20 protein-coding genes are annotated in these 22,764 nt (G+C 58.8%); 10 read left to right on the top strand and 10 right to left on the bottom strand.

Annotated elements, in window-relative coordinates; genetic code table 11:
* The first annotated feature begins 272 nt into the window (after nt 1-272).
* The 3 genes from AC0V6O_RS10510 (at nt 273) to AC0V6O_RS10520 (ending at nt 5,001) form a co-directional block, all read left to right on the top strand.
* Entirely contained in the window at nt 273-1,451 is a 1,179-nt protein-coding gene (locus tag AC0V6O_RS10510) for a GGDEF domain-containing protein (RefSeq protein WP_486143821.1), read from the top strand.
* Nucleotides 1,452-1,697: 246 nt separating this feature from the next.
* Entirely contained in the window at nt 1,698-4,373 is a 2,676-nt protein-coding gene (locus AC0V6O_RS10515; protein ID WP_486145587.1) for an ATP-dependent DNA helicase, read from the top strand.
* Nucleotides 4,374-4,473: 100 nt separating this feature from the next.
* Entirely contained in the window at nt 4,474-5,001 is a 528-nt protein-coding gene (locus tag AC0V6O_RS10520; RefSeq protein WP_486143823.1) for a SixA phosphatase family protein, read from the top strand.
* Between the two features lie 987 nt (nt 5,002-5,988).
* On the opposite strand, the gene soxR is transcribed toward AC0V6O_RS10520, so the two are convergent.
* Complete coding sequence (gene soxR, locus AC0V6O_RS10525) at nt 5,989-6,456, bottom strand: redox-sensitive transcriptional activator SoxR (protein WP_486143825.1); 468 nt, start codon at nt 6,454-6,456, stop codon at nt 5,989-5,991.
* A 155-nt stretch (nt 6,457-6,611) separates the two neighbouring features.
* Here soxR and AC0V6O_RS10530 point away from each other — a divergent pair, with 155 nt between their 5' ends.
* Nucleotides 6,612-7,007, top strand: a complete 396-nt coding sequence (locus tag AC0V6O_RS10530; protein ID WP_486143827.1) for a VOC family protein — start codon at nt 6,612-6,614, stop codon at nt 7,005-7,007.
* A 46-nt stretch (nt 7,008-7,053) separates the two neighbouring features.
* On the opposite strand, the gene AC0V6O_RS10535 is transcribed toward AC0V6O_RS10530, so the two are convergent.
* From AC0V6O_RS10535 to AC0V6O_RS10545, 3 genes are read right to left on the bottom strand one after another with little or no spacing between them, the layout of a single operon-like run.
* Nucleotides 7,054-7,704, bottom strand: coding sequence for an SOS response-associated peptidase (locus tag AC0V6O_RS10535; protein ID WP_486143829.1), 651 nt, complete (start codon nt 7,702-7,704; stop codon nt 7,054-7,056).
* A 12-nt stretch (nt 7,705-7,716) separates the two neighbouring features.
* Nucleotides 7,717-8,631 carry a 4-hydroxybenzoate octaprenyltransferase gene (gene ubiA / locus AC0V6O_RS10540; RefSeq protein WP_486143831.1) on the bottom strand — a complete coding sequence of 305 codons (915 nt, stop codon included), beginning with the start codon at nt 8,629-8,631 and terminating at the stop codon, nt 7,717-7,719.
* Nucleotides 8,628-8,999, bottom strand: a complete 372-nt coding sequence (locus tag AC0V6O_RS10545) for a hypothetical protein (RefSeq protein WP_486143833.1) — start codon at nt 8,997-8,999, stop codon at nt 8,628-8,630. The genes ubiA and AC0V6O_RS10545 overlap by 4 nt, the downstream gene beginning before the upstream one ends.
* 46 nt (nt 9,000-9,045) lie before the next feature.
* Here AC0V6O_RS10545 and AC0V6O_RS10550 point away from each other — a divergent pair, with 46 nt between their 5' ends.
* From AC0V6O_RS10550 to AC0V6O_RS10560, 3 genes are all read left to right on the top strand, one after another.
* Complete coding sequence (locus AC0V6O_RS10550; RefSeq protein ID WP_486143835.1) at nt 9,046-9,816, top strand: 16S rRNA (uracil(1498)-N(3))-methyltransferase; 771 nt, start codon at nt 9,046-9,048, stop codon at nt 9,814-9,816.
* 63 nt (nt 9,817-9,879) lie between these two features.
* On the top strand, nt 9,880-11,253 hold the full coding sequence (locus AC0V6O_RS10555) for a glutamate--cysteine ligase (protein ID WP_486143837.1): 1,374 nt from the start codon (nt 9,880-9,882) through the stop codon (nt 11,251-11,253).
* Nucleotides 11,254-11,280: 27 nt separating this feature from the next.
* On the top strand, nt 11,281-11,583 hold the full coding sequence (locus tag AC0V6O_RS10560; protein ID WP_486143839.1) for a putative quinol monooxygenase: 303 nt from the start codon (nt 11,281-11,283) through the stop codon (nt 11,581-11,583).
* Nucleotides 11,584-11,586: 3 nt separating this feature from the next.
* Here the strand turns inward: AC0V6O_RS10560 and AC0V6O_RS10565 are convergent, their stop codons facing one another.
* The 5 genes from AC0V6O_RS10565 to AC0V6O_RS10585 all read right to left on the bottom strand — a co-directional run bounded on the left by AC0V6O_RS10565 (nt 11,587) and on the right by AC0V6O_RS10585 (nt 17,512).
* Nucleotides 11,587-12,981, bottom strand: coding sequence for a methyltransferase family protein (locus AC0V6O_RS10565; protein ID WP_486143841.1), 1,395 nt, complete (start codon nt 12,979-12,981; stop codon nt 11,587-11,589).
* 120 nt (nt 12,982-13,101) lie between these two features.
* Nucleotides 13,102-14,451, bottom strand: coding sequence for an outer membrane protein assembly factor BamB family protein (locus AC0V6O_RS10570; RefSeq protein ID WP_486143843.1), 1,350 nt, complete (start codon nt 14,449-14,451; stop codon nt 13,102-13,104).
* A 76-nt stretch (nt 14,452-14,527) separates the two neighbouring features.
* Nucleotides 14,528-15,337: a tetratricopeptide repeat protein gene (locus tag AC0V6O_RS10575; protein WP_486143845.1), complete on the bottom strand. Its 810-nt coding sequence runs from the start codon at nt 15,335-15,337 to the stop codon at nt 14,528-14,530.
* Between the two features lie 148 nt (nt 15,338-15,485).
* Nucleotides 15,486-16,637: a glycosyltransferase gene (locus AC0V6O_RS10580; protein ID WP_486143847.1), complete on the bottom strand. Its 1,152-nt coding sequence runs from the start codon at nt 16,635-16,637 to the stop codon at nt 15,486-15,488.
* On the bottom strand, nt 16,634-17,512 hold the full coding sequence (locus tag AC0V6O_RS10585) for an alpha/beta fold hydrolase (protein WP_486143849.1): 879 nt from the start codon (nt 17,510-17,512) through the stop codon (nt 16,634-16,636). Before AC0V6O_RS10585 ends, AC0V6O_RS10580 begins: the two co-directional genes overlap by 4 nt.
* Before the next feature lie 83 nt (nt 17,513-17,595).
* Here AC0V6O_RS10585 and AC0V6O_RS10590 point away from each other — a divergent pair, with 83 nt between their 5' ends.
* Together AC0V6O_RS10590 and astD are read left to right on the top strand one after the other, a co-directional pair.
* Nucleotides 17,596-18,990: a protein adenylyltransferase SelO family protein gene (locus AC0V6O_RS10590; RefSeq protein ID WP_486143851.1), complete on the top strand. Its 1,395-nt coding sequence runs from the start codon at nt 17,596-17,598 to the stop codon at nt 18,988-18,990.
* 276 nt (nt 18,991-19,266) lie between these two features.
* Complete coding sequence (gene astD / locus AC0V6O_RS10595; RefSeq protein ID WP_486143853.1) at nt 19,267-20,679, top strand: succinylglutamate-semialdehyde dehydrogenase; 1,413 nt, start codon at nt 19,267-19,269, stop codon at nt 20,677-20,679.
* Nucleotides 20,680-20,704: 25 nt separating this feature from the next.
* Here astD and AC0V6O_RS10600 read toward each other — a convergent pair whose 3' ends face one another.
* The gene (locus AC0V6O_RS10600) at nt 20,705-21,403 is read right to left on the bottom strand and encodes a hypothetical protein (protein ID WP_486143855.1); all 699 of its coding nucleotides are present in this window, start codon (nt 21,401-21,403) and stop codon (nt 20,705-20,707) included.
* Nucleotides 21,404-21,847: 444 nt separating this feature from the next.
* Here AC0V6O_RS10600 and rarD point away from each other — a divergent pair, with 444 nt between their 5' ends.
* Complete coding sequence (rarD, locus tag AC0V6O_RS10605; RefSeq protein ID WP_472639245.1) at nt 21,848-22,759, top strand: EamA family transporter RarD; 912 nt, start codon at nt 21,848-21,850, stop codon at nt 22,757-22,759.
* Nucleotides 22,760-22,764: the final 5 nt, after the last annotated feature.

A 22,764-nucleotide genomic window follows, 5' to 3' on the forward strand; every position in this document is an offset into this window, starting at 1 on the left:
ACTTTTGATACAACCCCATGAAAACAAGCTATTTTCAAGCATCGCGTGTTCAAAATGTGTGACTTTTGCATGTTTCGCGCCGCTCCAGGGAATCTGTGCCCGCCTTAGCGGAGGCAGTTACTGGTCTAAGCACGCAGGATTACAGCGATCTTCGCATGTAGGACAGGCCGACAAAACACACCCCTTCCCAGCAACAATTTTCACCGCAGTAACCTCCAATTTACCACGATAGCTGGGCATCTTCGCAACGAAACAGGCTTATGCATGTTGCCATGTCGGGAACGAGTGCATTCTTCATTCTGATCCCAGCGATGTATCTGTTGTTCACGCTGGCTCTGGCGGTGATCGGTTTTGCCGAGCGCCGGCTCGTTGCTGCGCGCTGGGCAGCCCTGGGTTTTTTCGTCGCCTTCACCTCGATCCTGGTCGATGGTTACCGCGATCCCACAGGCAGCGAATGGCTCGGCTGGTATGCAGTCGCAACTCATTACCTGCCACTGCTAATCATGACCCAGGCGTTCCTATCGCGCCATGGCCGCAGAACCACGAATTTCGCGATTGCACTGACGATCTTTGGCGCGATTTACGTCATGCCCGGCATGGCATGGACACCGCCAAACTGGCTGCGCGGAGTATTCGTACAGGGAGCCTGCGCCACGATCATCGCTGCTGCGCTACCTCAGCTGTGGCAGTACCGCAAAAAATCACTGGTCGATGTGATCGCGTTTTTCACGATTTTGGCCGCCGCGCTCTCCTATGCGGGACGCACGGTCGCGGTCGGCCTTAACCCGATTGGCGAGACGCCGGATGAGATGATCGCCTTTTACGAAGGACTCAATCTGATCTTCCAATCGGCCAGCGCGCTGATGGGAATGTTGCTCGGAATCGTGCTGGTCATGATGATTGGATACGATATGGTCCTTGACCGGGTTGAAGAGGGCGAGATTGATCCTCTCACCATGCTTGGCAATCGCCGCAAGCTTGATCGAAAGATCGCGCTCGATAAGGCCGGTCGCCGGTCCTTCGGCGCGGTGATGGTGATCGACCTGGATCATTTTAAAAGGATCAATGACCGGTTCGGTCATGATGGCGGCGATGATGTGCTGCGCGCGGTTGGTAAACGGCTCAGCAGCCTGTTCGACGGATTCGGCTATGTCTTTCGGGTCGGCGGAGAAGAGTTTGTCGTACTGATTGATGAGCAGCACGCGCGGGGCGTTTCATCGCTGGCTCTGTCCGCTCGGAAAGCCATTTCAGAGCTGGAGTTTGACGGCTACCTCGCCCGCGCAAAAGTGACCGCCAGCGTCGGTTTCCACGTGCGCGTGGGCAAGGACGGCGTGCAGGACGCGATGCAATGCGCCGATCAGGCTCTCTATTGCGCGAAGAATGACGGACGTGACCGAGTGGTTGGTGCGGTCTACGAACGCGGTCTGCAAATCATGAAGGCTGTGGCTTAAGCCGATGCTTCGCCACTTTGCGGCCAACCTAAGAGGTTTGTATATATTTGGCCCGCAAGACGCAAAACTGTGGCGAGCCTGAGGCCCGCACATTTACTTTCCGTTCTTGCTCAGACATTTCTCTGATCCGTGACCTCCGACACCCCCACCCCGCTTAGCCTGCCAGCTTTGCATGCAAGCCACTCCGGCAATTGGTTGCGCTCGCCCGGTGGTGAGACAGGGGCAGTGTCAAAAGGCGATGCGATCATGGCCGCGGCTGACACGCCAGTGCTGATCCTCAACGCGCCGCTGGTCGCCAATCGGCTGGGTTATCCCGATCTGTCCGGCCTCGACCTGCTAGAACTGTTCGCATTTGTGCATCCGGCGCGGTTTTGCGTGCCAACCCCGCGCGGGCTCGCCCAGGCATTGGAAATCGAAGAGCCAGCGGGCGACGAAGATGTGCCCGCATTCTTGCAGATCGCCGGAGCCGCTTTGATCGCCGCTTGCGAGGATCCCGAATGGTTTGAGCGCGAAGGCGCGTGGAGCGTTTTGCAATCGCTGGAGCGACTGCGTTGGCAATGGGCAGGTGTGATCAAGCCGCATATTGCGCGCCCGCAAAAGGCGGAAAAATGGTTGTTCGCAAAGCTGCCCGAATGGGAGGAAACCGCCGAGCGCGCGCCGCCGCGTCAGGTCGATCTACCTGCAGAGGCAGTGCTTGAGCAGCTCGATCAGCTAACCGGCGAAGGCTCCGAACAACGCGAGGGCCAACAGGCTTACGCAAAAGATGCAGCGCGCATTTTCTCCCCGCGCGACAAGCGTGAGGTCCCACATCTGGCGCTGGCCCAGGCGGGCACCGGCATCGGCAAAACTTTGGGTTACCTCGCGCCAGCTTCCCTTTGGGCAGGCGCAGCAGGCGGAACCGTTTGGGTCTCTACCTTTACCAAAAACCTGCAGCGGCAATTGCGCAGCGAAAGCCGGCGCGCATGGCCCGCAAAACGTCCTGACGGAACCCCGCCCGTCGTGGTGCGCAAGGGGCGCGAGAATTACCTTTGCCTGCTCAATCTGGAGGATGCACTGCAAGGCGGGTTTTCCGGCAGGCCAGCAATTCTGGCGCAATTGGTTGGGCGTTGGGCCGCCTTCAGCCAAGACGGCGATATGATCGGCGGAGATTTGCCTGGTTGGCTCGGCACATTGTTCCGTAAGCGCGGGATTGCGGCCCTGACCGATCAGCGCGGTGAATGCGTCTATGCCGGGTGCCCGCACTACCGCAAATGCTTCATTGAACGCGCCAGCCGCAACAGCGCGCAGGCCGATCTCGTCATCGCCAACCATGCGCTGGTCATGGTCAATGCCGCGCGCGGCCGCGATCACGCCATGCGCCCCACACGCATCGTCTTTGACGAGGGGCACCATGTGTTTGAGGCGGCGGATTCAACCTTCGCCGCCATATTGTCCGGGCAGGAGGCGATTGAGCTGCGCCGCTGGATCCTGGGCCCCGAACGCAAGAATCGAGGGCGCAGGCGCGGTCTGTCCGCTCGCCTTGCCGATGTCGCCAGCTATGATGACGAAGGCGGCATCGCGATTGAAGACGCGGTGGAGGCGGCGACTTTGTTACCCGCTGATGGCTGGCTCCAACGCCTTAATGAAAGCGAACCCTCCGGCCCGCTGGAGGCTTTGCTCGCTCAAGTGCGCGCGGCAACCTATGCGCGCGATGAAAGCGGCGGGGTTGATGCGGGCTATGGGATTGAGACCGAGGCTTCGGGCCTCCCGGGCGAATTGATCGAGGCCGCCGGAGTTGCAAGCGAGGTGCTAGCGAACATTCGCACTCCGCTGATCAAGTTGGGCACGCGGCTGGAGGCGATCATGGCCGACCCGCCCGACTGGCTCGATGGACAAGGTCGCCAGCGGATCGAAGGCGCGCGTTTCTCCTTAAGCTGGCGGGTGGATCTGCTCGGCGCATGGGCGGCTTTGCTGGAGCGGCTGGGCGGACCAGCCGACCCCGAATTCGTCGATTGGCTGTCGGTCGAACGCAGCGATGCGCGCGAGTTCGACATTGGCATTCATCGGCGCTGGCTGGACCCGATGAAGCCCTTTGCCAAGACCGTGTTGGAGCCTGCGCACGGCGTTATGCTGACCAGTGCGACGCTGACCGACCGGGTCGGCGAAGAGGCGAGCGACACAGAGGCATGGGCGCCCGCCATCGCCCGGTCTGGCGCGGATTATATCGAGAGCGAGCCGCTGATGTCGGCGGCGACCAGCCCGTTTGACTATGCCAACCGCGCCGAAGTCTTGATCGTCACCGACATCAAGAAAGGCGATTTGCCGGGGCTTGCCGGTGCGTACTCAAAACTGATCGAGGCATCGGATGGCGGCGTGCTTGGCCTGTTTACCGCGATCCGCCGAATGCGCGCAGTGCATGGCCGCATTGCGGACCGGCTCGCCCGCGCTGGCCTGCCGATCTATGCTCAGCATGTCGACCCGATAGACACCGGCACTTTGGTCGATATCTTTCGCGATGATCCGCGCGCCAGCCTGCTCGGCACAGATGCCCTGCGCGATGGCGTGGACGTACCAGGGCGCTCCCTCAGGTGTGTGGTAATGGAGCAAGTGCCATGGCCACGGCCTGACATCTTGCACAAAGCCCGTCGAGCCGCCGGACAGGGGAGCAAATATGACGACCGGATCATCCGCGCACGTCTGGCCCAGGCCTTCGGCCGCCTAATCCGGGGCAAGGATGATGCGGGCCACTTCGTTGTGCTCTCCGCTGCCTTCCCCAGCCGCCTGCTAAGCGCCTTTCCCGAAGGCACCCCTGTTACCCGCCTGACATTGGACGAGGCATTGGAGCGGATCAAAGCCGGCGCACCGAGCGGCGACACTGCGACCGAGGCGGCACCCTCCCCAGCTTCCGATGATATTGGCGACGACTACATCCCGTTCGGCTGAAGCCCCGCATACGAATGCGAGTACGAATTTCCTGAGGCAAGGCCCACGAGCGACGCGCAATTGCTTTACACAGGCGTGATTGCCGTGTTGAGAGGAACCCATGAAACTGCTCGGGCTACTCCGCCATGCAAAGTCTGATTGGGACGACATGGCCAAGCGTGATTTTGACCGCACGCTCAATGATCGCGGGCGCAAGGGCGCAGGTGTGATCGGTGCGCATATCAAGGGCCACGGGATCGCGTGGGACGCCCTGATCGCCAGCCCAGCGGAGCGGGTCAAACGCACGATTGAGGTTTCACTCCCCACGCTTGAGCCTGTGTTTGACGACCGGCTCTATCTCGCCAGCTCTGAAACCATTTTGGAAGTGGTCGAGGAACACGGCGCTGCACATGACAAAGTGCTCATCTCCGGACACAATCCCGGCCTGCAAGAAGTGCTGTTCGACCTCGTTTCTCCTGCGCGCGAGAACGACCTGTTCAAAGAAGCCTCGGTGAAATTTCCAACCGCGACCTATGCCGTGCTCGAATGCGCGATTGACGATTGGTCAGACCTGAAAAAGCACTGCGCGACGCTGGTCCATTTCGCCCGCCCGCGCGATCTAGACCCGGACCTCGGGCCGGAGTTTTAGGACGTATTTTGGGGGTAAAAGCGGAAGGTCCGTTAAGATCTTGGGCGATGTTCCGGATTTGAGTTTATCACGGCCGACGACACACAGAGAGAATTGGGTTCTTCAACCTCAAAGGTCAGAATTCCCCAGGAGTGCTGTGCCTCTGTGTACCAGCACACTGCGTCGAAACAGGAAGGTGTCGGTTCGCTAGTATGATAGTATGATCTGACACGATCCGATCTGATGCACTTGTTATCGAAGCCTTCCAAAACGAGGATCAAGTTTTCCGGGCCATGCCTAAGGTTCCCTCGCTCAACACCAAGGCCACCGAAATTCTGGTCTCGAAAGTAGCAATTCTCTTCGCGGCACTCATCGGGTAGATCGAATGCTTCGATTACATCAACCGCTCTGGGCGGTTCATGGACTAGCGCAGCATCAAGCTTTGAGAACAGAAGATGTTCCTCAGCATTGAGAGACCGGTTTTGCGACCACCAAAGCCCACCAACCGCAATTGCTGCAAGACCCATTGAACTCAAAAGACCATAATTCCGCATGCGTCCGATATGCATCAGGGATACAATGTCAGCAACTGGGGGGAAGCGTGCCTTACCTATAATTTGAGAACTCTCCCACAACTAGGCCTTCCCAGAGATAGAACTTTTCTGCGTTTCGCATAGCCTCTGCGCCTTCTTTGGTGAGGAACACAAAGCCAATTTTTTCACGCACATCCCCAGGCTCAAGCGGCTCGCCGAGTAAAGGCCAACCATCAAAGAGGGCGACAGGTTCTGTTCGGTCAACGGCGCAAGGACAGCCCCAACCAGGAAAGGACGGATACCTTTTCCCTTCTTTGTCGCTCCCATAAAGAAACAATGTCCCGATGAGATCAGGACGCTTAGATCTCAGGCTTTCGGCGCGGCTAGCGTATGGGCTGGAGAAATTCCTAGTCACCTGCGTCTTATTCAACATTCCTCCAAACTCGGCTAATGGGTCGTTAGCCGAATTTCGCATTTAACCCAGCACCTGACGCGGCCCCGGCCCCCTCGCGGCCAAGTGATCGCCGCGATTGTAGAGCTCGCATTTCTTCAGGCTCAAGCAGCCGCAGCCAATACAGCCATCCAGCGTATCGCGCGTCCGCTCTAGCTGAGCGATCTTGGCATCCAGCTCAGCGCGAATGGACTTACTGATCGCATTCCAATCGCGCGCATTCGGTGTGCGCCCCATCGGCAATTTTGCAAGCTGATGCTCAATGTCCCCTAACGCCAGGCCCAATTGCTGAGCGATCAGAATGAAGCTCAGGCGGCGAATGTCAGAGCGCAGAAAGCGGCGCTGATTGCCGCTGGTCCGGATCGGCTCCACCAGCCCTCGCTCCTCATAAAACCGGATCGCTGACACCGACAGGCCTGTGCGGCGCGCCATCTCGCCGATTGGGATCAGATCGCTTTTGCGCAGCGCCTTGGCGCTTGTTTGACCGGTCATATTCAACCCTTCTCAAAATAGCTTGACCTCAACTTAGCTTGAGGTTGCAGAATTGTGAAGTTCAGTGATTCGGATGTCGCTGCATTGGCGCAGTCGGCACCCCCATCACCCGCAAAAACCACGGCCGCATACGCCCATATCAATAGGAGGCATTCATGCCAAAAGGACAAATTGAACACGCCAATCTCTCGGTAACGGATCCCGAACGCAGCGCCGATCTGTTTAAGCAATTGCTCGGTTGGCGCGAACGGTGGCGCGGCCCCAGCCAAAAATATGGCCGCACGATCCACGTTGGCGACCCCGAAAATGGCCAGACCTATCTGGCGCTTTACACCGGCGATCATGTGACCGGCGATTACTCCAAGGGGCAACCATTAAATCATGTTGGCCTGATGGTGGATGATCTGGATGCAGCGGAGAAAGTGGTCGTGGATGTTGGCCTCAAACCCTTTGGCCATGATGATTATGAGCCTGGAAAAAGGTTCTATTTTTTCGACTGGGACGGGATCGAGTTTGAAGTGGTCAGCTATGCAGCGGAGGCTGCGTCATGAACGAGCCAATGCTGCGCGAACCGATGTTTGGCCCGCCGTCCAACCGTCAGAACAGGCTCGATTGTGTGGGCCTAGATACAGCGCCCCCGCCGCCCACCTTCCGAGTCCAGCTCTCATCCGTGTGGTCGATAGTAATCGCCCCATTCCAAGCCCGGCAAAGGTCAAAAGCCTCCGCCGGAGAACCGGACAGCCAGACAGTGTAGTCTTCGGGCCTCAGCAACACAGGCATTCGGCTGTGCACCGCTGCGGCGGGTCCGGCGCTGTCGGTCATCACCATGGAGTAGCAATTGCCCCACTGATCGCTGGGCCGCCACAGGCCCGCACAGGCGAACAGCTCGCTATTGGGCAGAGACATCCACGTGCGCGTCATCGCCCCTTTGGCCCCTTGTGCCTCCGCCCACGCCGTGACCGGGATAAGACAGCGGCGCTCTTCAAACGATGCCCGCCAGAAAGTGCTTTTGAGCTTATCTTGGCGGGCATTGTTCACCGGCTTGGGCTTTAACGGTTGGCCGCTCTTGCCCTTCATCACCAATGGGAAACCCCAGCTCATCTGCGTGAGCTTCCCCTCGGCCACCACCGCACCTGGATATCCGGGATAGACTTCGCTGACAAAGTTCGCGCCGCCCAAAGCTTCGATTGCGACGAACCAATCGGCGAGCTCATCCTTGGGCTTAGTCATACGGTAGAGGTTGCACATTACGTGCGCGCCTCAGGCATTGCCGACCACAAAGCAAGCCGCCGCCATCAAAGCGCCAGCCCAGCGATTGGAGCGAAACCGGGCCAGCGGATTGTCGGGATCATTGGGATCGAGGGTGGAGACCTGCCACAGCAGATGGAGCGCGACGGGAAGCAGGGCGAGCAAGGCAATCCAGTCGGGTCGGTACAGCCAGAACCCGAGCGCCCACAGCACGATGGTAGCAGCGTAAAATCCTGCGACCCCGCCCCTAACCCTTGCACCCATGCGCAGCGCGGACGAGCGGATGCCGACAAGCGCATCGTCCTCCCGGTCTTGCAAGGCATAGATCGTATCGAATCCGATCACCCAGGCAATGCAACCCGCATAGACGGCGGCCAGCATGTCCCAATTGTCAAGGCGCAGGTTGACCCAACCAACCAGCAGGCCCCAGGTAAACACCATGCCCAGCCACGCCTGCGGCCACCATGTAATCCGCTTCATAAATGGGTAGGCCGCGACCAGAGCAAGACTGGCCAAGGCCACCATTTGCGCCTCAAACCTCAGTTGAAGCAGCACTACAAGCCCAACCAGACACAGTGCGATCAGCCAGGCCAATGCTGCCCTTTTTGAAATGCGGCCACTCGCCACCGGGCGCAGAGCCGTACGCTCAACCTGCTTATCCAGATCAGCATCGACAATATCGTTGTAGACACAGCCCGCGCCGCGCATCGCAACCGCGCCGAGCAACATCCATCCGATCAGCGCAAACTGCGCCCCCGCCCCGGCCAGCCAAACGCCAAACACGCACGGCCAGAATAAAAGCCACCAGCCGATTGGTCGGTCAAAACGCGCCAGCTGCGCCAGATCACGCGGCAATTGCGGCATGCGGGCAATTAGGCTGCCCGAGATACTATTGCGCTCGCTATCAGGGACGATCTGCTCGCTCATGCTTCAGCCGTTCTCCACCCGTGCCAACACAGCGCCAGCATGATGGAATTGCCCGCAAAATCGATCAAACCAACCTCTGTCAGCAGCGGCACCTTGAAATAGAACCAGTAATTGAACACGAAGAAGGGCAGCAGCGCGATCCCATACGCCAGGAAAGTCCGCTTTGTGAAAATGGCTGTGAAAGCGACCAATGCAAACAGGCAGGCCTGCGCGCCGAAACATGCCATGGCGAATGTCGCCAAATAGTCATCGCTTTGAAATTCGGACCTCACGGCCAGATCGATCACAGACTGGGGAAAGAGCAGCGCCCAACCGCCCAGTACGGCGAACACAGCGCCGATAAGATATTGGGTCGTCCTTGCAGTCATACTCACCCCCTAGCGGGCCTTCATCCGCTCGTCTAATGCGCTGATTATGGCATCAACACATGATCCGAAAACCCCCGCTTGGCCACCGCGCAGCGCGCCGCGCCTGTTCGTGGAGGACACGCTTTCCGTCGGAGCGATGTTAAGGCTGGATGGCAATCAGGGCCACTACCTCGCCCGGGTCATGCGTGTGGCCGCAGGCGAGGCGGTGATCCTGTGCGACAATGTGACCGGTGAATGGGCCGCACGAGTCGTAAATGCTGGCAAACGCGATGTTACACTGGAAGTGGCCGAGCAGCTGAGCGAGCGTGAGGACGTGCCAGATCTCTGGCTGTGCCCGGCGCTGCTGAAGAAAGACCGTTTCGACATCGTGCTGGAGAAAGCGACAGAGCTGGGCGCGGCGCGGATCCAGCCGGTTATTACGCGTCGCTGCGTCGCAGATAAGCTAAACCTGGACCGGGCGCGGGCACTCACGATTGAGGCGGCGGAACAATGCACTCGCACCGCCCTGCCCGAATTATACGCACCGATGAAACTGGAGCCGATGCTGCGCGATTGGCCATCGGATCGCGCGCTGTTCTTTGCCGATGAAATGGGCGGTGAATTGGCGGCCGATGCCTTCGTCTACACCGAGGGGCCAGCCGCCATCCTAATCGGTCCAGAAGGCGGGTTTGACGATACCGAGCGCGAGACCATTCGCACCCACCCACAGGCCAAAGCGATCAGTCTAGGCCCGCGCATTTTGCGCGGAGAAACCGCCGCAATCGCAGCGCTATCAGTGTGGATGGCGGAGGCCGGTGACTGGAACGATGTAGAATGACTTGCTTGCACAAAACTCAATTTTATCTTCCCAGCGGCAATCGGGTTTTCTAAGGCAACTCGCATGAGCACGCGCGAGGCCAGTGGGGAACACGACCCCATCATCGAATCCATCGACCAATTGGTTGCCCCAATGCTTGGAGGGGAGAAGCCAAAAAACGATTGGCGGATCGGCACCGAGCACGAGAAACTGGTCTTCAAGCGCGACGATTTCCGCGCGCCGTCCTATGATGAACCCTGCGGCATCCGTGACATGCTGATGAATATGCGGGAGTTCGGCTGGGAACCGGTTGAGGAAAATGGCAATGTCATCGCGCTGAAAGGCGAAGATGGCGCAGTCAGCCTGGAGCCTGCTGGACAGCTGGAATTATCAGGCGCACCGCTGAGCAATCTGCACCAGACCTGCACGGAAACGGGCCGTCACCTAGAGCAAGTTAAGGAAGTGGGCGAGCGCTGCGGCGTTGGGTTCCTCGGCCTTGGCATGTGGGCGGATAAGACCCGCGAGGAACTGCCCGTGATGCCTAAGGGCCGCTATGGCATCATGATGCGGCACATGCCGAAAGTCGGCAATCTTGGCCTCGATATGATGCTGAGAACCTGCACCATTCAAGTCAATCTCGACTATTCGTCAGAGGCGGATATGGCGCAGAAATTCCGCACCGGTCTGGCGTTGCAACCGTTGGCGACGGCGCTGTTTGCAAACTCGCCATTCACCGAGGGCAAACCTAACGGATACCTGTCCTATCGCAGCCATATCTGGTCCGATACCGATCCGCATCGCACCGGCATGCTGCCATTCGTGTTTGAGGACGGCTTTGGCTATGAGCGCTGGGCGGAATATATGCTCGATGTGCCGATGTATTTCGTGTTCCGCGACGGCCAATATATCGATGCGGCGGGCCAGTCCTTCCGCGATTTTCTAGACGGTAAACTGCCGGCGCTGCCCGGTGAGCGCCCGACGCAAAGCGATTGGTGGGACCATCTCTCCACCGCATTCCCAGAAGTGCGCCTGAAGAGCTTCCTTGAAATGCGCGGCGCAGATGGCGGCCCATGGAGCCGTATTTGCGCCCTGCCCGCGTTTTGGGTCGGCTTGCTGTACGATCAAGGAGCGCTGGATGCTGCATGGGATCTGGTCAAAGACTGGTCGATGGAAGAGCGCGCAGCTCTGCGTGATGGTGCACCAAAATTGGCGCTCGACACCCCGCTGCCTGGCGGAAAAGGAACGATGCAGGATCTGGGCCGCGATGTTCTGGCGATTGCCCGGCAGGGCCTCAAATCCCGTGCGGCGCTCAATTCCAGCGGTGACAATGAAACCGGTTTCCTCGAAACACTCGACGAAATCGTCGCCAGTGGGAAAGTGCCAGCCCAGCGCCTGCTCGATCTGTATCACGGCGAGTGGAACGGCGACATCACCCGCGTCTACGAACACAGCTTCTAACGCTACCCCTCAACTAAGGAATTCATCATGCTGATAGTCATCGGTAAAGCCACAGTCGGAAACGGCGCGATTGATGCCGCACGCGATGCCCTTGCAGCAATGGTAACGGCCTCCAACGCGGAGGAAGGCTGCATCGAATATTCCTATGCGCTCGACATCCTCGATCCCAGCGTGATGCGCATCGTTGAAAAATGGCAAGATGACGCCGCGCTCACTGCCCATTTTCAGACCCCGCATATGGCCGAGTTTCAAGCTGCGATTGCGTCGCTCGACGTGAAAGTCAACGAGGTGGTCAAATACCAGTCTGACGAGGGCAGTTCACTGATTTAGTGGCTACTCCGCGGGTTCCGCGACAGCATCGCTAACATCGCGCCGACCACGGCGAAGAGCAAAACGTTTCAGCTTTGCAAGGCGCGAGGTAATGACCCCGTGCTCTTCCATCCAATCGTAATATTCACGGTATTTCGGATCCTCGGCCAGCAGATGCGCCTCCTCCGTGCGTGCACGCCAATAATAGATCGCGTTCACCGCCAGCAGGAAGAACGTGTTGCGGATCGCATCGGTCATCGATCCATTGGTGACCAGAAACGGCATGACAGAGCACCACCAGAAAAGGTTCTTGCTGAGATACGCCGGATGCCGGGTAAAACGATACGGCCCATTGGTCAGCACGCCGCGATAGGTCAGATTGGAAAAGCGAATGCCAAACGCGACCGTCGCCCAGGCGTAGATTCCGGTAAGGAAGACCAGCCATACTGCCCAAGCCCACAGCATTGCCGAATTGCCATCGAACCAATGCCCCCAACCTGCGACATTGTGTTCATAGCTGAGCACCTGGCCATTACCGATAATGCCCCACACAAACGGCGGATAGCAGATCAATGCCGCCAGCCAGCCCGCCAGAAACGGATTGCCAGAGCGGATATGCGCATCCAGCGGCCGCATGGTGAAGAGATAGCCAACCGTGCCGATCTGCACGTCGATCACAAACAGCAGGGCGATCAGGATTAGGCCCAGCTCCACCGGATTGCTGACAATCGCGGCAAGATCTGCCTCAACAATCTGTGCCCAGCCGCCCGGCAGAATGGAGATCATAAAGGCCCCGAAGAATCCTTTGATGACCCACGCACGCCAGTGCTTTTTGACCTGCTCAAGGTCAGACGCCTCACGCCCGATCAGCATCGCTCCAAAATGCCATGCGCCGTCGCGCGGATTGACCATGTAGCGATCCAGCCAGATCACATAGGGCACAGACAGCACAAACAGCGGGATTGCAGCGAATGCCAGCACCTCCATCGCAAAGAGATATTGGCCGCTCCAATACCACCGAGCGAGGCAATACAGACCGCCGATAATGGCCCAGGTTGCCCACAGCCCGGCGATTTTGACAACCGAAACATCAATAACGTCGGCCACCGAACGTTTGCTCGACCAATCAAGCCCGGTCGAAGGGCGCAAATGCACGCGATCAACCAAGATTGACCAAATCGCCATTGGTCCGGCGGTGAACAGCATGGCAGTCAGCGCAGCATAGGGACCAGACAACACATCGCGCTGACCGGGAAGGTCGAGAAATTCAGCGGTGATCGGGTAAGTGCGGCAAAACAGCAGCCATACGAACAGGCCCAGCAGGCCGGCCAGCCCCACGCCAGCGGATACGTCGCTGGTAGGCAAAACTTTGGCCTGTGTCATGGCACTATCGCCGGTATTGCGTGTGGTCGCACTCATAGAGCTTCGGCCCTAGCGCGAATGGGTTAACAGCTTCGATAGATTGAGCGCGCCGTCCCGGACAGGAACAGCGCGCCTCAAATGGTTAATTTGCTTGCCGCTGGTATGCGACGTTGCCGCTTACCGCCAAGCGTGGATTGTGCCGCTGTCGTCAAGCAAATACAGCATGTTATCGGCTACGATAGGCGGCAGGCTGACTGGGTCTTTGAGCTCCGCAAAAGTCTGAGCTGAGCCCTCACCGCTGCTGACCCGGTAAAGCGCACCGCGAGAGCTTGCGACCCACAATTGACCGCCGGCCAAAACCGGGCCGGTCCAAAAGATCGCGTCTTTCTTCTTTTCCTCATTGCGGAAGCTTTGCAGCTGGGTGATCCATCGCACGCGCCCAGTTGAGCGCGCAATCGCCAGGAGGCGCGCGTCATCGGTCAGTGTGAAGATCCACTCACCCGCAATCGCCGGGGTGGAAATACCGGCCAGGTTCAGTTCCCAAATCCGCTGTCCGGTGACCAGCTCATACGCGGCCATCCGGCCGCCTTGGCCAAGCGCATAGACGCGGCCTGAATCGATGATTGGATCGGCATCAATATCGGTCAGCGAGCCAACCTGAGTCGAGATATTGGTGCGCGACAGCGCATCGGACCACAAAGTGCGGCCATTCTCATAACGATAGGCCGACAATTCACCACTGGAATAGCCAGCGATCACGGTACCTTGACCAGCCGCAGGGGCAGCCACGCCGAACACGCCGGCCTGCGTTGCCGATCCCGAATCGTTCCACAGCAGCTCGCCGGAATTCGCATCAAGCGCGATCACCTGGTTGTCCTGCGTCATCACATAGACTTGGCCGAAGGCAATCGTTGGCGATCCCCGCAGCGGGCCGGAGGGTTTGACGCTCCAAATCTCTTCGCCGGTGTCGGCATTCAATGCCTTTACATCGCCGGTGCCATTGGTCGCATAGACCCGGCCACCAGCGTAGCTGACGCCGCCGCCAAAGGCCGCAGAGCGCAGATTGTCTTCCATTGATGGCGCGACTTCCCAACGCTGAGCGCCGGTCTTCGCATCAAAGCTGTGGATCGCTCCGTCAGATCCAACCGCGAACAGCGAGCCGCCGCCAACAACCGGGGTTGCGGCAAGACGCACTCGGTCGGTCGCGCCAGCAATCTTCGCAGTCCAGGCCTTCGTCGGCGTGTCAGACAAGGTGAGGTGCCCGTATGATTTCGCTGCAGAGCCGCCAACTTGCGCCCATTCGGTGTTCGTCTGCGCCGGAGGCAGCACCACGGTCACTTGAGCCAAGGTCGGATCAACGCTCGCCCCGCTTTCAATCCGCGAAAGGATTGGAGTGCGCGCACCAATAGTTGGGGTCGCCTTTGTTTCGCCGCCGCCAAACAGGCCGCCGCCGCAACCGCTAAGTACAGCAGCCATTGCGCCGCCAAAAAGAGCCATGCGTGTTGTATGTTTAACCGTCGTCATCATTCGTCCAATCAGACCATTTGTGCCGCGAAAATCCGCGCGCTGTATCCCCAGGTTTGCAACCCTATTGCAATTCGCTTTACGGCCCCGTTGGTGCGCCAGCAGGCGCGCCCACTGGGGCTCCGTCGGCATCCAAAACGCCTTCTTCTACGAGCAGTTCTTCTGGATCTTCGATTGCGTCCACACCCAGCAGACCGGCCATTTGCCGGGCGCGGGCTTGCAGTGTTTCCGGCACGCCTTCTTGCTTGGCAATCGCCGCGAACATCGCGCCGGCGGCCGCATCATTGCCGGCCTTCATATGTGCCATTGCAGTCAGCTCACCTGCACTGCCAAAAAATGCATTGCCGGGCACCGCCAAATCGCTGAGCTTGGCGATAACATCAGCCGGCTCACGCTCGTCAAAATTGCTCGCGACCTCGCGAATGGTGGCAAGATCGCGCAAAGCAGGCGGCGCGTCTGCCTCACCGGCCAATTGACCGAACAGCTCAACCGCTTTGGCAGTCTCGCCTTGCTCCAATGCCGCGCTTGCTTGCAGCATCAGCGCGCTTGCCTGCGCACCGGCGCCGCTATCAGCGGGCAGCTCCGATGCCACTTCGCTTGCCGCAGCGAATTCTCCAGCTTCAGCCTGATCCAGCGCCCTAGTCAGCAATTCTGATTGCTCTTCGCGCGCCTTTTCCTGCTGGCCATCCCAATACAGATAGCCGCCAAAGGCGAGCAAAATCGCAGTCACACCGCCGATCAGAACGGTGCCATATTTCTTGCCGAATTGCTCCAAATCATCCTTGCGAACGGCTTCATCGATTTCGCGCAGAATGACTTCGTCTTCTGCCGCCTTCTTTGCTGCCTTATCGTCTTTGGAAGATTTTCCGTCAGTAGGGTTCAGCGCCACGGGGGCCCTTTCCAAAATGCGTTGGTTCTTAATGCTGCCCGCGCTTTTAGGGGCGCATTGCGGCAACCGCAATGGCCGTTGCAGCCTGTCCCCATAGTTGAGCGGATTGGAGTTGAACCGCAGGTTAAGCGAATGAGATTCTCAATGTCTAAATCTCGCGCCCCATCGCGCTGGAATAGAGCGCGCGGTAGCTTTCGATCATGCGTGTCCGGTCAAACTGAACGAGCGCCTTCTTGCGGTTTGCCTCGCCAATTTCGCTGCGCAATTCGGGATTTTCGGCCAGTTCTTTGAGCATATGGCCGAGCGCAGTCGCGTTACCCGGCATGCAGATAAAGGGATGATTGGCCTCGCTCACAATGCTGCGAATATCGCCAACATTGGGCGCAGCAACGGGCACTCCCGCGGCCATAGCCTCCACCACTGACAATGGAAATTGCTCGCTCTTGGAGGATAGCGCGAAGATATCGAACAACCCGACTGCGCTTGCCGGATCGGCCACCTTTCCGGGCAGGTGCACGCGGTGGCTGATCTCTAACTTATCTGCGGCGGCGCGGATCGCGTCTTTGTCTGGCCCCTCGCCTAAGATCACCAGCTGCCAGTTTTCGGGCAGGCCGGAAAACGCTTCAACCAGCGTCGCCAGCTGTTTGACCGGGCGAAGTCCAGCGAGCGTTCCGACCCATTGCTCGCCTTTGTGCTTCACCACGCGCAGCGCGTCGGCACGCGGCGTCTTAGCAAAAGCCAAGGTGTCCACACCGTTCGGGATGCGGACGATGCGAGAGGCAGGCTGGTCCCAAACTTCGACTGCGATTTTCTCCAACGTGCGCGAAGGGACGACCAGCCCTGCCGCCTTGCCCAAGCCAATCCGCCGGTACCAATTGCGCCGCGTCTTCAGCTCCTTCGCCTCATCCTCGTTAAAGCCATCCTCGTGATGGATCAGCGGCGGCAAATCGAACGCATTGCTGAACGCGGTGCGCGCCATCACCACATCCATCGCCCCCCAATTGTAGGTCAGTACAAGATCATAGGGCAGCATCGCGCGAGCTATCTTTTGCAAGCGCGACGGCGATGGCCAGCCGGTGAGCGATGGGAAATCTTTCGGAAAGTCGACAGCCACGTCTTTGGCGATGTTGTCCTTCGCGCCCAGCTGGTCCGGCATGCCAGAGACAATCGAATGCCTCAACCTGCCGCCAAAGGCATTCATCAGGCCAGCCGCGCGCAGTTCTTTGCCGCCGGGCGCAAATGTTGAATGGCAATGAAGGATACGCGGTACATCACTGCTTTTAATCACTTTTTTACTCATGAAATTTGCCCCAGCAGAGCATCAATCGCAGCCCGTGCCTCTGGCTCGTCCAGCGTGGGCGCATGGCCCACACGCGGCACCGTGACGGAGGTCATCGCCGGGTGATTAGCTGCCATTTTGGATACCGTCTCCACCGACAGCAGGTCAGACAATTCACCGCGCACCAGCACCATCGGCACACTGCTTAACGCCTCAAAGGCGGGCCACAAATCAGCCGGGGCGGCATTGCCCGGCTCACTGAACGGCTCTGCAACCGCCATGTCGTAGTCATAGCTGATCCGTCCATTCTGGCTCACCACCATGGTGCGCTTCGCCATCGCCAGCCATTGGTCGAGGTCATAGTCGGGGAAGGCGGCGCTGTGCACGCTCTGCATCGAGCGCGCAGCGTGCATCCATGTGGGATAACTGCGCTGCTGTCCGACATAACCGCCGATCCGCTCCAGGCCCGTCGGGTCAATCTCTGGCCCTATATCATTCAGCAAAGCAGCCGCGATCCGGCTGGCATCTTTGCGGGCCATCAACATCGTCATCAGCCCGCCCATCGAGGTGCCGACGGCGACGAAGCGCCCAATCCCCTCCTCATCCAGCAGCTTTTCCACGTCGGCGACATAGGTAACGGGCCTGTAAGTGGTGGAGTCAGGTGCATGATCGCTCATCCCTCGCCCGCGCATTTCCGGCACGATCACGCGGTGTGTGGCCGCCAAATGCTCAGCCAAGCTTTCAAAATCGCGGGCATTGCGGGTGAGGCCATGCATGCACACAATTGGTGGGGGAGCGTTGTCGCTACCAACTCCATCAGGGCCAGCATAATCGCGGTAATGCAGGGTGAGACCATCGCTGCTGGTCCAGTAGCGGTCCTGATAAAGGCTCTCCATGAGCGGGCATTAATCCTTCAAATACAGTCTTTATTGCCAACTGACGCTTGCACGGCTGGCTGCTTGCGCCCACTTATCGCGGCATGAGAGCCGAACCGCAAGCCGCCGATTATCGGCCCGAACCTGCGATTGACGCGCTGGCCGATTGGCTTGGCTCTCCGGTGCGCCCCGCTGACTTTCCCAAGACAGAGACACGCTTTCGCAATGATCGCTGGGCGGCAGCGGTTGGATTGTCGGATCTGAGCGAGGATCAATGGACTGCGCATTTCGCCCGGTTTGGACCGCTCGAGGGCAATCTGAATCAGCCGCTTGCGCTGAAGTATCACGGGCACCAGTTTCGCAACTACAATCCTGACATCGGCGATGGCCGCGGGTTTTTGGCCGCGCAAATGCGCAGCGGCGATGGCCGGCTGCTCGATCTAGGGACCAAAGGCACAGGCCCCACCCCCTACAGTCGCAATGGCGACGGGCGGCTGACGCTGAAAGGTGCAGTGCGCGAGGTTTTAGCGACAGAAATGCTAGAGGCGCTGGGTGTTAACACATCGAAGACCTTCTCGGTGATTGAGACTGGCGAACAGCTCTGGCGCGATGATGAACCTTCACCCGCTCGCTCTGCAGTGATGGTGCGGCTGTCGCATTCACACATCCGCATCGGCACGTTTCAGCGACTGCTTGCCCATGAAGAACCCGAGCAAATGCAGGCTCTTATCAGCTATTGTCTGGATCACTTCCCAGGGCCAATGCCGCCGGATGATGCGCCTAACCGTGCCGAGCCAGCGATCATCTTAATGCACCAGGTGGTCGAGCGGATGGCGGATTTGGCCGCGAGCTATATGGTCGCAGGCTTCGTGCATGGTGTGCTCAACACCGACAATATGAATGTGACGGGCGAGAGCTTCGATTATGGCCCGTGGCGCTGGCTGCCAACATGGGATCCGAGCTTCACAGCGGCCTATTTCGACCAAGGCGGGCTTTATGCCTTTGGCCGCCAGCCAGAGGCTTTGCATTGGAATTGTGGGCAGTTGGCGGTTGCCTTGCGGCTGGTCGCGGAAAGTGAGCCGCTGATCGCGGCGCTCAATCGCTATGGCGAGCTCTACATGGAAGCGGTCGCGCGCCGATGGTGCTGGCGCTTAGGCGTTGAGCCACGCGGGACGGAGACTGACACTCAACTTATCGCGGCCTGCGAGAAGGCAATGCGTGAGCAGAACGCACAGCCTGACGCGTTTTTCTTTGCGCATCGCGGCGGACGCGGAGCCAACGGCGAACTGGCCGAGGCGTTTGCGGGCTATCAACCAACCGGCAGCGGCCATTCCTATTGGCAAGGCGAGGCTGCGCAGACCATGCTGGTGGATGATGTTGAAGCCATCTGGGCGGCGATCGACGAAGGTGACGACTGGGGGCCATTCCACGCCAAAGTTGCGGCGCTGCGCGAGATAGGAAGCGCCCACGGTGAAGCGCCACGACCGGCCGGCCAGTAACAATTGGCAACGTTTTCGCGGACGCCACCAAGCCACTATAAATTCATGATTACCCGATGCGTATTGCCCCTAAGGCCCGTGCTTTGATGAGTTTCACCTGTCTTCGACTAACGGTACTGTGCTTGAAATGCGCCTGCCCCCTATCTTTTCGTGTGTATTGCAATTAACTGACGTCACGAGCTTGGGGAAGCCAGGGTATCGCAGTGTGAAAGGGCATGTGAAAAGCCTGACTTGGTGCGATAAAGTAAAATCTGGACGTGAGTAAAAGTCTACACTGTGACTGATAGCACCTACACATCATATGCGCCGGCCACGGGCGAGGAAATCTGGAGCGGCGCAGCGAGTGACGTTGATGAGGCGGTAAGCCGCGCGCGGCGAGCATGGCCGGAATGGGCGGCAACACCGCTAGCTGTGCGAATTGAGACCATGCGCCGTTTCGTAAACGAAATGCGGACCCGCGCCGATGACATGGCGACCCTGATCGCCAAAGAAACCGGCAAACCCATGTGGGAAGCGCGCACCGAAGTTGATGCGGTGATGAACAAGGTCGAGATTTCGGCCAATGCCTATAGCGAGCGCACAGGGCGCAAGCGCTTGGACAGCGCGCTGCAAGGCACCTCTGCCGTTCGGCACAAGCCTCACGGCGTGATGACCGTGCTGGGCCCGTATAATTTCCCGGCACATTTGCCCAATGGCCATATCGTGCCCGCCCTGATCGCGGGCAATGTGATCATATTCAAACCTTCGGAAAAGACCCCCGCTGTTGGCCAAGCCTTGGTCGACTGCTTCCATGCTGCGGGCGTTCCAGAGGACGTGCTACAAATGGTTGTCGGTGGGCCAGATGAAGGCAAAGCATTGGTTGGCCACGGCGGCGTGGACGGCGTGCTGTTCACCGGCTCTGCGCAGGTTGGCATTGCGATCAATCGCCGCCTCGCATCCAACCCTGGCAAAATTGTCGCGTTGGAAATGGGCGGCAATAATCCTCTGGTTGTCGCCGATACGCCGCTGCTTACAGATGCAGCCTCGCTGATCGTGCAAAGCGCCTTCACCACCGCTGGGCAAAGGTGCACGGCGGCGCGGCGGCTGATTATTACCGAGAGCATGTACGATCCAATGATGGAGGAGCTGCTGAAGCTCACCCGCAAGCTGATCGTTGATGAGCCGTTCGCTGATCCACAGCCTTTCATGGGTTGCGTGATCGACAACGATATCGCAGATAAGCTGAACCGAGGCTTTTTGGCGTTGGTTACGCAGGGCGGCATACCGCTCGCGCATTTAAAGCGCCCAGACGCGAAGAAGCCTTTCCTGACCCCGGGTATTATCGACACAACCGAGGTCGAGGATCGTCCGGATATCGAGATGTTTGGCCCAATATTGCAAGTGATCAAAGTGCCAGATCTTGATCTCGCCATTGCGGAGGCAAACAACACCCGCTTTGGCTTATCAGCCTCTCTGATTGGCGGCAGTCCAGATGATTTTGGCCGGTTCTGGGCCAATGTCCGGGCCGGGATTATCAATTGGAACCGCCCGACCAACGGCGCTTCATCGTCTCAGCCATTTGGCGGGATTGGCCTGTCCGGCAACCACCGCCCAGCGGCATTTTATGCGGCGGATTACTGCGCCTATCCGGTGGCGAGCACAGAAATGGAGCAGCCGCGCGCCAATGTCGCCATCGGGCTTAAGGATTAGCGCAAAGAGCCTGCGATAGGCGCTGCTATTGCGGCGTTTTCCAATAGATCAGGTCGACGACTCGCATCGCGTCATTACCATTGCGAATATTCACCGCGAGGCGCGCACCGTCCGAAGCGGCGGTTAGCGCCAGTTCGGGCTCTGCAAACACCTTTGCTTCCATTTCCGCACGCCGCGCCAGATTGTAGTGATATTGCAGCGCATCTTCGCCCTCGGCTGCCGTTAGGTAAGAAACCGCGCGGATAGAGCATTTTCCTCGCTGCGCCCCGGCCGCCGCACGGACATGACCAAATGGCATTAGGCTAGCCGCATCATCCAATCGCGCTGCCCAGATAAAGCCTGCGCGCAATTGCTTCGCGCAATCTTCAGGAACGCCGTGGGTCAACGCCATTTGTTCTGCGCTGCCAATGCCTGACAGCGAGAGGCCTTCCGTGTCTTCGTCCGAATCTGGCAAGTCAAGGATCGTGCCATCTTCGAGCAATGCAAGCCGCATTTCATCGCGGACTCGCCGCGCCTTCGCTGCATTGCCAGACAGCACTGGCAGAGCATGATCCGCGCCGGTTGAGAGTGCTGCCGCAGCCTGATTACGATAAGCAAGGTCTGGATCAACCATCAGTGGATCATTGAGCGCGCGGGCAATCAGCGGGTCTGGCATCGCCGGGCTCTCTCTTGGCTCGACCTCTCCGGCGCATGCCGACAGCACCAACACGCCAGGCAGCAGCATTAGGATACTGGCCAAGCGGCTTTTGACAGGTGAAGGGCTGAATATGCGCATCTTCACCCCATGGCTGATCTTGGTTAATTTTCGCCTTCCACTCGGCATTTGTGCGTCCAATCGGAAGATTATGCCGTCACAAATGAAAACGCCCTCAAGCCGGGTGGCAAGAGAGCGCTTTCCGTAGCCGCAACGGACCACGCCAGAGCCATTGGTGGGAATGGCTCAAGTCTGTTCATTTCGGAGTGTGAGATGCGCCCCCACGCGATACCGCGCTGCACCTCACATGCCCCATGCTTGCATGTTCATCTATAGGATATGAAACCTGAATGATCTGCAAAAACACAAGTACTCTGGCAGGTTTTTGCGCAGCGCGTTGTAAAATGATGCAAACACTTATCCGATCCGCTTTGCTTGCGCGGCAACGGCACCCGGACTAGGGGCGAACCAGTTATGAACGCCCCAGATCCAAACCCGGCGCCGTCTGGTCTGCCCGCTGCGCTCGGTGCCTATCTGATGTGGGGTTTCCTGCCGCTGTATCTGATGCTGGTCGCCAGCGTTCCGGCGTTTGAATTTGTCGGTTGGCGGATCATTTGGACTGTACCGCTGTGCCTGATCATTGTTGGAGTTCGCGGCCAGTTTCCCGCCATCAAGGCCGCGCTCAGCAGCGCAAAGGCCGTGGGCATGCTGTTCTTGAGCGCGGCGCTGATCGCGATCAATTGGTTGGTTTATATCTGGGCCATTCAGGAGGGGCAGGTGTATGCCGCCAGCCTTGGTTATTACCTCAATCCGCTGATCAATGTGCTGCTAGGCACTCTCTTTTTGGGTGAGCGCCTGACCCGGTGGCAATGGCTCGCGGTGGCGATCGCAGCGAGTGCAGTCGCCCTGCTGCTGGCCGGTGCCATCACCACGCTGTGGATCAGCCTGAGCCTGGCGATGAGCTTCGCCTTTTACGGCATGGTCCGCAAACAGGTGGCGGTCACATCCCTGCCCGGCCTCACCATCGAATCTGCGATCTTGCTGGTCCCAGCCTCAGCCATCGTTATGTGGTATGCTGGCAGTCCGGCAGGGTCTGCCTTTGGACAAGACTTGGGTCTCAGCCTCGCTATCATGGCCGGAGGCGTGGTGACTGCGGTGCCGCTGTTGCTGTTTGCAATTGCAGCGCGGCGAATGGCCTATTCAACGCTCGGGTTTATCCAGTATCTCGCGCCGACGATTGTCTTCATCCTTGGGTTGACCGTGTTCGAGCAGGAGCTGCAACTGGTCCAATTGGGCAGTTTCATCCTGATCTGGATTGCCATCGCGATCTTTGTTGGCGATCTGATCGCCCGCACGCGCCGCGCCGCTGCTCCGAAGGCAGCTTAGCCCGC

Source organism: Erythrobacter sp. JB2-19 (genome assembly GCF_057365005.1).